This window comes from Yersinia similis (assembly GCF_001053095.1).
GTDB lineage: Bacteria > Pseudomonadota > Gammaproteobacteria > Enterobacterales > Enterobacteriaceae > Yersinia > Yersinia similis.
Genome location: NZ_CGBP01000057.1, coordinates 1 through 6,523, shown reverse-complemented (window position 1 = coordinate 6,523; position 6,523 = coordinate 1). Strand labels below are relative to the sequence as shown.

The following is a 6,523-nucleotide window of genomic DNA, read 5'->3' as shown; positions in this document are numbered from 1 at the left end:
CCTGAACTCATTATCGACAAACCAGATATTATTAATGCAGGATTTACGCCCGGCGCAGCATTTAAAATACAACCATATCGGAATGGCCTGATAATAACCTTAATCGCCAATGAGATCGCAACTCAACAGGTACTTAATGAGATTGAAAACGATCACCATATTGGCATGGACTGGATACAGGATAATGGTGAACTGTCTCTGTCCGGAGAATGGCTCACGCAAACAGGCTTAACCGCGCAACCGCTGGCGATTAGCGTGATGGCGGGTAAGGTGATTATTCGGGGGCTGCAGGGTAATATGTTGGTGTAGCAACTGATAAAAATAACTGGAAAGATCCAAAAAGGATCTTTCCAGTCTTTATCAGAAATGAATTTAACTAGCTAATTCACGACTCGCTGACTTACCGAACACCTTATCATTTACAAGTTTGTTTAAAACAGCATTAGCGGATGATAGATTTTTATGGTGTGTAATAAAGGAAAAAGCAGCCTCTTTTATTAAAATGTACTCGTCACTTTTTAATAAATTAAAGAAAAAGTCAACATCATCATCAGAAACTGACATCAAGTCCATTGTATTAATAGCATTAATCTTTACATCATCGTCTTCATCTTCTCTGCCTATGACTTCAAGCAAACGTTTCTTAATCTCTTCATCGTTATAACCCCCTTTATATAATCCTAAAACTTTAAGAACCTCGATTCGTAAAACTTCATCATTAGAGGTTTCACATGCGATTTCCAAAAAGAATAATGCCAAATTTAAACTTAAAGCACCATCGAAGTTCCGAACATATTCAATGCGTTCATCTTCATCTAATGCCAGGTAAGTATTTATAATTTCTGCATCACGTTCCATAATCACCTCAATCCAAGAATAATTTTGATGAAAGCTTAGTAATATCATCAGGCATATCTAAAATTTGACGAGATACACTAGGAGCATTACCTCCAATAATAGAATTCTCTCGACTCAAACCAATTCGAGAAACATCACTTGGTAACCCCCCGGCCCTCATATCTGGCTCATGCAACCAAACTTTTCCTTCCCCTGCAGAACCGAGCCCTCTAACATACCCTCGCCCTTCTTTTTCCAATGCAGAGTTATAATTATTAATCCGTTTCTTTAACCCAGCCATTCCTTCCGTTTTCAAGATTTTATTGAATGCTCTTATCTGGCCTCTAATTTGTCGACGAAGCTCAGGGATATTGGTAACTTTCCCTGGTTTTTGACGGTGACGATATTCGACCGTCCCACATTTCAACCCCCACGGATCAACCCACCCCAGCGGATTCGGTGCATAAGCATAAAGATTTATCCCCCCCGCCAACCCAATAGGGTCGGGTTGGGTGAAACGCCCCATCACCGGGTCATAATACCTGAATGTGTTGTAGTGCAACCCCGTCTCTCTGTCAAGGTATTGGCCCTGAAGCTTCAGGTTCTGCGCCACCACAACATACTGTTTATTTTCCTCATGTTGCGTATTGCCCCACAGGCTGGCATGGCCCCGCCACACTATCGCGCCCGTTTCATCGGTCAGCTCTTCCGGCATCCCGTTCAGGTGGTTGTGGTAGTAAAATACCTCCGTCGAATGATGGACTTTTCCCGTATCCGCCTCTTCATAATGGAAGGTATCCACCCGCGCCAGCGGCGCATAACTCCCCGCCCGGTAGGTATACAGAACCGCGTTCTTGGGTTTATTTCCGCTGCATTCTCCGCACAGGGTCATCCCGTTCCAGAAGAAGCGGATCACCTCCGGCTCCGGCACTGCGCCCTCGTGACCCTGACGGTGCAACACTTTTTCTGTCCGCCGTCCCAGCGCATCATAGCCGTATTCCACCCGTGTAAACTCCGGGTGGTTATCAAACCGCACCCGAACCACACGGTGATCACTGTTGTACTCAAAAAACTGCCGGAGCCGCTTACGCTCATGGGTCCGCTCCGCCATCCGCCCAAAACCATCGTACTGGTAACGGTACCCCGCAAATTGTGTCACCCGGTTATTGTTCGCCACCGGCAAGGTACGATCCAGTAAATTCGCCGCCGCATCGTACAGATAATCCCGGCTGTCGTGACCCTGCACTTTGGCCGTTATCTGGCCCGCCTGATCATAATGGTACTGCTCCGCGTCCCGGGGCCCGTAGTGGAACGGCCGGTCGCTGTGACCGTAGTTCACCACCCGTTCGATCAGGTTATCATTCGCATCATAGCCATAACGTTTATCGATAACCGGCGCAAAGACGCTGGCCCGCACGCCCAAACGGGTGATATTGGCGACAATGCGCCCACTGGCATCGTATTCCGTCTGCTGCTGCAACGCCCCCTGAGTACGGCGCACCTCCCGGTGCAGCCTGTCGCGCTCATACTCCGCCAGCACCTGAATATCCTCACCGTCCACCAGATTGGTCTGCTGTAAATGCCCGCTCCCGTAGTAGAGGTGCCGCAGAGCACGCCCGTCCGGCAGCACCGTCTTCAGCAGATTGCCAACCGGATCATAGTGATGCCGGTAATCGCCCCCCAGATTGCGCTCCTCCGTGAGCTGCCCCAGCGTGTTATAGCTGAACGCCAGCGTATCCAGGACCACCGGCTCCCGTTGCTCAATTTGGGCCTGTGCCCATTCGGCACGGGTAAAACGGGTGACCGTAAGGGCGCTCTTGCCGTACCGGTACTCCGTCCGGCAGTCATGCGTCATTCTGGCCCGCAACCGGCCCGTCTGGTCACGCTCGAAGGCGGTGAACAGCGGCGACGTCTGCAATGCGGGTATCGCCGCATCGGGGTAATGGGTCAGCGCGATCACCGCGCCTGATGCATTATACTGGTACTGTTTGCACTGCCCGCTCAGGTCATATTCCGCCGTCAGACGGTGCAATGCATCGTACTCGAACCGGTAGGCTTCCCCCTTCTCATTCAGCAGGCAGACAAGGTGGCCCAGCGTATCGTATTGAAAACGCACACGTTGCTGACGGCCATCCCCGCGCTCGGTGACCTGCCCGCGCGCATTGCGGGCAAAGGTGGTGATATCCCCCGCCGGACTGACTATCTTTGCCAGTTGCCCGGCGGGATCGTACTGGAACTGCGGCGCACGGCCATCCGGCAGGATCTGTTTCTCCAGTAACCCGGTGGCCGAGAAGTGGTAGTGGGTCATCGCCCCGCTGGCGTCCGTGAGGGACTGCAACTGGCCCCATTCGTCATACGCCACCCGCGTCATATAACCGGAACAGTCGGTCTGACGGATCAACTGCCCGCGCGGGTTATACGCATAGTGGCTCTCATTGCCGCAGGCATCCACCTGCCGGATCAGGTTACCCTGTGTATCGTAATCATAGCGGGTGACCTGTTCGGCGGGATCGATCGTGGCGATCAGATCGCCCCGCGCACTGTACTGGTAATACCAGGTGCCGCCGTTGGGTAAAATCTGTGAGCACGGAAGGGCAAAATCCTCATCCCACCCGGTCAGGAATTTTTCATCCTCCGGATCCACGCTGGCACTGAGATTCCCCCGCGCGTCATACTCAAAACGGTAAACTCCACCCTGCGGATCGGTCGCCGCGCACAACTGACGCAGGTCGTTCCACTCAAACTGCCAGCGGTGGCCGTAAACATCCGTGTGGGCGGTGATTTGATGTTGGTTGTTCCAGTAACGCACACTGGTACCGACCCCGCGCTGGTTAACCCGTAAGATCTGCTGCGCCAGATCGTACTCCAGTTGATATGCCTCCAGACACTGCTCGCCCGCCATCAGCCAGTGCTCAGCGACATACCCCTGCTGAACCGGATCGCCCTCGTCACGCAGCGCTTCTGGCACCGTCAGCCACTGCCAGCGATAATGGGCCTGTAACCCGGTCGCAAACTGGTGCTGCGTCATCAGATGGTGGTCTGGATCATAGGCAAAGCGGCGGGTGATACGCCCGTCGGCATCCTGCACCGCCACCAGTTCCCCGGCGGGATTGTAATGATATTCCACCAACAGGCGCTCATGTTGCTCATCGCTGATCTGGCTGACCTGCTGCAACCGGTGCGGATGATCCGGGTGATAACGCAGCCGGACGGATACCGCGTGGCTGTCATCATAGATATGGCTCAGTTGCCCGTCAGGGGTATACCGGTAGGTCAGGCTGTTTTCATGGCGATCCAGGGTTTTCTCCAGCCGTAACCGGTTAATACCGTGGGGATCCGCTTCAAACAGCTCGTAATCACCTTCCGGGGTTTCAAGCAGAAAAATATTGTTCAGGCTGCGGTACATGCGAAAGCCTTCATCGACATAATAGAAGGCACTGCCCAACGCCATGATCCCCAGCGACAGATCCCGCCCGGTACGATCGGTGTAAATCACCTCATCTTCACCGGGGAAGCGCAGGGAGGGTTCAAGGCGCACAGCGACATCAAAAGCTAATGACCAGCCGCGCCCCAGCACACTGTCATGTGCATTGCGGCTGTTATAGATCCGCTGCCAGTACAAGGGGTATTGGCCCTGTAACACAAAATCGCGATCTTCTTCGCCGGATAACACTTTGGCTCCGGTCGCCGCATGCACCGGATTGGCAACCGCTGATACCGCCTGCCCGATGGCACCGCCCACCACCGCGCCCAACCCCGCACCGACCGTTTCCATCACCAGGGTACAGCCCACCGTACTCAGGCACTTGCGGACGCCTCCGGTAAGCAACGTCCGCGCGCCAGCAGCCAGCAGCCCCACACCGGCAGAGCCTATCACCTGCCCGAGCAGATCCATCACCGGGTTTTTACCGCTTTTGATGTCCCGCACCACCACGCTGCCACCGCCAATACGCACCCGGGGGCTGCCATGCGTATGGTCGATCACCGCTTCACAGGTACTGCGATCCCCATTGCGACTGGCGGGTTGGCTGTTGATCAGGACTTTCTTCGAACCTTCCGCCAGGTAGAGTGGCCCCCCGAAGGCATGCCATTTGGTACAGGCAATTTTGTCATCGTCCTTCGGGGTCGCCAACGGATCTTTCGCGGCGGCTACCGGGGCCACAATGCCCTCCCACACCCCTTCAAAGAACCCTTTTTGGGGCTCATTGCCGGGAGGCGGGGACGGGGGAACAGGGGCCGCTTTATTTTCACTGAAAAGAGATTTCACCAGCGATCCGGCGGCCATCGCCATACCCGGCCCACTGAGCATAAAGGCTTTTTGGGCCACGCCTTCCGCAATCGCCAGCGCTTTATTTTTCGGCGGATTTTGCCGCTCATCTTCGATTAATGCGTAGAGGCGGTCATGGGGAATACTCCCGGCGGCACGGGCGGCGGGTTTGCTTTTGGTATGGACATTCTCCGACCCGGTGACAATGGTCGCATCCAGTGACGTCCCTCCCAGCAGTTCACCGATACCATCAGAAACAGCATCAATCGCGTCCCCTAAAATAAAGCCGCCCGCCACGCCAGCCGCCAGCCCGACAGCCAGCGCAGCCCCCCCGGTGGCCGCCGTGGCCGCCACTGCGGCGATACCGATAGCGGTGTAAATCGCCCCTTTCACAATCCCGCTCACTAAATCGGCCCAAATGGAGGTATGCGCCAAGGTGTCCGCTTCTTTTGCTGCCAGAAAATCCCCTGCCATGGTGTTGTCCCTTAAAAATCAGTGTAGCGTGAGGCTGTTGATCATCTTCTGCCAGTGGGCCAGATCGTCTGCGGTAAAGGCCCGGGGTTGTGAATACGCCATGACCAGTAAATGCCCCTGCGCGGCGGTGAATAACAGGCACTGACGCATTTTTTGCCCTTTTTGATCGAACTCGCAGTGTGTCTGGTACGACACCCGCTGCGCATCAGGGCTGTTAACGCTGACAACTTTCTTGTCATCAAGCAGAAAGTTTTTCATGGCGCGTTTTAATTGCACCATTTGTTGATCGTAGTAACCGTCCAGTGACTGCCCCGGTTTTAAACGGGCACGGGTGATCACCAACGCCGACTGCAATGCATTGAATTTGATTATGTTAACGCTCTCGTCTTCGGCACCTTCCGGCAAATCCAGGCAACCTTCATAGATCGGGTATTTCATCTCTCTTTCCCTGTTCAGCATGTATTATTGGGTCGCAGGCGGGAAAGCCGCCTTGACCGCAGCGGCAATCGCTTCCGCACTGGGGCCCGCCTGTGTGCCCGGTCCGCCACCGTCCATATTCAGGTCCAGTACGCCCCCCGTCGTAACCTGACCTGCGGCCGAGCCATAAAAGTTAAAGTTGTTGCAAATCAAACTGATATTGCCATTGGTATCAAGCTCGATCACTGCCGCACCGCACACCAGCCGTATTCCTGTGGCTGAGGAGAGTACCAGCGGGCCTTGCACCGCCTCTTCTCTGCTGCCCCCAATCACCGTAACTTGATCCCCCTGTATCGCCACACTGTGATTGGCACTCACCGTGGTGTTGTGGTTTTGCAGTACAGTGATGGTCTGATCTTTCGCCACCGTCTCGGTGTGATCCGCCAGCACCGTCGTGGTGCGATCATTCAGCACCATGGTCGTCATATCTTTCTGCGCATGCATAAACAGCCCTTCGCCGCCTTTGGC

General features: G+C 54.4%; 5 protein-coding genes. 1 reads left to right on the top strand and 4 read right to left on the bottom strand.

Going from position 1 to position 6,523, the window contains the following annotated elements:
* Positions 1-309: SymE family type I addiction module toxin (locus tag AC971_RS25390; protein ID WP_072071382.1), on the top strand; the 309-nt coding region annotated here is incomplete at its 5' end.
* A gap of 63 nt (positions 310-372) precedes the next feature.
* On the opposite strand, the gene AC971_RS20985 is transcribed toward AC971_RS25390, so the two are convergent.
* The 4 genes from AC971_RS20985 to AC971_RS24860 form a co-directional block, all read right to left on the bottom strand.
* The gene (locus tag AC971_RS20985; protein WP_025381685.1) at positions 373-858 is read right to left on the bottom strand and encodes a HEAT repeat domain-containing protein; all 486 of its coding nucleotides are present in this window, start codon (positions 856-858) and stop codon (positions 373-375) included.
* A 7-nt stretch (positions 859-865) separates the two neighbouring features.
* Positions 866-5,578, bottom strand: coding sequence for an RHS repeat-associated core domain-containing protein (locus AC971_RS20980; RefSeq protein WP_025381686.1), 4,713 nt, complete (start codon positions 5,576-5,578; stop codon positions 866-868).
* Between the two features lie 18 nt (positions 5,579-5,596).
* Positions 5,597-6,016 (bottom strand): DcrB-related protein, encoded by a 420-nt coding sequence (locus tag AC971_RS20975; RefSeq protein WP_025381687.1) that lies wholly within the window; start codon positions 6,014-6,016, stop codon positions 5,597-5,599.
* 24 nt (positions 6,017-6,040) lie between these two features.
* The coding region (locus tag AC971_RS24860; protein WP_414826410.1) for a bacteriophage T4 gp5 trimerisation domain-containing protein at positions 6,041-6,523 on the bottom strand (483 nt) is incomplete at its 5' end.